The sequence below is a fragment of the Syntrophorhabdus sp. genome (assembly GCA_012719415.1).
In the GTDB taxonomy this organism is placed as follows: domain Bacteria; phylum Desulfobacterota; class Syntrophorhabdia; order Syntrophorhabdales; family Syntrophorhabdaceae; genus Delta-02.
The window spans coordinates 1-2,076 of sequence record JAAYAK010000135.1 but is presented as its reverse complement, the minus strand read 5'-3'; the positions used below and the strand labels follow the sequence as shown (position 1 = coordinate 2,076).

Here is a 2,076-nt window from a genome sequence, read left to right as displayed (position 1 = left end):
GGTTCATGGCCCAACGACTGGCAGTGCGACAAATGCTGTTACGACTATGAGATGAGGGCCGGGGCATGAGCTATCGTCTAACCCTCCGGTGGGCAGGTGGGTTTCCGGGATCTCCAGAACAGGATACGGTGGAGATCACAGAAGCGGAATACGACGAGCTTTGGGCACGGTTCATCAAACCGAAAGCGATAGCAGAAGGGTGGTGCAGCGAGTGAACAGTCCAATAATTTTTGACGCAGAGACAATTCCAGATAGATTGACCGAATACAACCAGGCTTTCCCAAAATCCAAGAAGAAGGCCGGAATCCATGCAATCATCAGCCGGGTGGTGGCCATAGGCTATGACCTGGGAGGCTACCGGAAGGTCATCATGGGCGGGGAAGAGGAGATCCTGAAAGAGTTTGCCGACCTCCTGAACGAGCATCGGACGGCCACGTTAGTGGGATTCAACGTCAAGAATTTTGACATCCCGCTCATCAGGCTGAGGGCGGCTAAATACGGTATCAAGCCCTACCTTCCGGACCGGCGATCGCAAAGGATCTGCGACCTTTTTGATATCCTCGGGGGAAAATGGCAAACGGACGTGTCCGCTTGTTCGCTCAGCGAGCTTCATTGGTTCCTGTATGGCGCCGGAAAGCAAACCAACGGCTGTGATATAGCCAAAATGTGGGAAGATGGCGACTTGGAGGGCATAAGGGCACATTGTGCTGAGGATATTGAGGTTACGAGCAGGATCTACAACGATTTCTGGGGGTCTCTCTGGTGAGCCGCGGCCCGATCAGGCGCCGGGAAGACTTGGAGGTCTTGCCGAAGGAAGACTCATTCGTCTTCCAGGACCATCTTCCCGGAGTGGCGGGTGGCCTGGTCCGCTACTGGAAGGATCGAGGCCTGATCCAGAAGGTTGGAACCGTCCGCAAGAATGGATCGGCAAGGAGAGGTGTGTGGGAGCTTACCGACAAAGCGAGGAGGATATTGGGATGAGCTATCTGCAAGATTGCATCATGGATTACCTGAGGAAACATCCAGAGGGCGCGACGATGAAGACTGTCGCGGCGGACATTGGTTCGGGCGCAGAAGTCTGCAGGTACTCCATCCGTGGTCTGGAGAGGGCCGGACTGGTCGAATCTAGGCGGGATGGGATTCGCAAAATCTGGAGGGCGATATGGTAAGTCATAAAATAATGCTCGAGTTCTCTTCAGTGCTAAAAGAGGAGCCCCAGAGCATGAGGGAACTTTGCAGGAAACTCAACAGGCCGGAGGGCAGCGTCAGGTCGGTCCTCACCGCTATGGAGGCTCTGGGGCTGGTCGAAAGGGTGTCGATCAACCGCCCGAGCACGGGCAAGCGGCCCACATCAGTTGGCTGGAAAAAGCCAACTGTATAAATCTATTTATCTAGATACGATTAATATGGCGGCGGATAATTCATATTTGAAGGGGTGATAAAAATATGAAGCGTGACCAAGCTTTCCAAGTACCGAGGCCGGCCTGGGAGAGAAGGCAGGAATAGCCGCGTTGGTATGGCCTGGCCACGACAAGCAATCGCCGCTAGATATCGGGCATGTGATATTCTCTCTACGAAGGAAATATGGGTCAACGAGCTTGGTACAGCTCTGTGCAATGAATGCGGCGAAGTTCCCCGGGTCGATTCTCGGGGATTTCAGGCGTGCAGGTGCACCATATGGAATGACGGTGTTCCAAGACCCGAATCGCAAGACCCCACAAGACATCGCGGGTTGAGCAAATTTATAGGGAAATTCTGCAGAACTTCCTTATAGACGCATGTGGTGCGGCTAAAACCACCCTCTAAGAGTTATTATATACCGTATCGATGGCTGATTTTTATGATTTCTAAACGCAAGAAGCCGTATCGTAAGGCGGCTATCTATCCCAATTTTCCGTATCTGTACGACGACGAGCCGGACGAAGTGCGCCGGTTCCATAAGCACGAGGCGACATGCCAGACAGAATAATCGATCTCGACTTGTGGGACGAAGGGGCAGCAGAAAGGCTACCCGCAATCACGGTCACCCAGGCAGGCCTCCGCCTCGAGGGCAGCACGGCGGAGTTCGACCGGCTG

At 53.8% G+C, this 2,076-nt stretch carries 2 protein-coding genes; both read left to right on the top strand.

From position 1 onward, the window contains the following. The first annotated feature begins 211 nt into the window (after positions 1–211). A complete protein-coding gene (locus GXX82_08465) occupies positions 212–766 on the top strand; it encodes a hypothetical protein (protein ID NLT23065.1) in 555 nt (184 codons plus the stop codon). A gap of 396 nt (positions 767–1,162) precedes the next feature. Then, entirely contained in the window at positions 1,163–1,381 is a 219-nt protein-coding gene (locus GXX82_08460) for a hypothetical protein (protein NLT23064.1), read from the top strand. The last annotated feature ends 695 nt before the right edge of the window (positions 1,382–2,076 follow it).

Excerpts from the sequence above, each read along its gene's own strand:
- GXX82_08460 (NLT23064.1), top strand. The coding sequence starts at position 1,163 with ATGGTAAGTCATAAAATAATGCTCGAGTTCTCTTCAGTGCTAAAAGAG.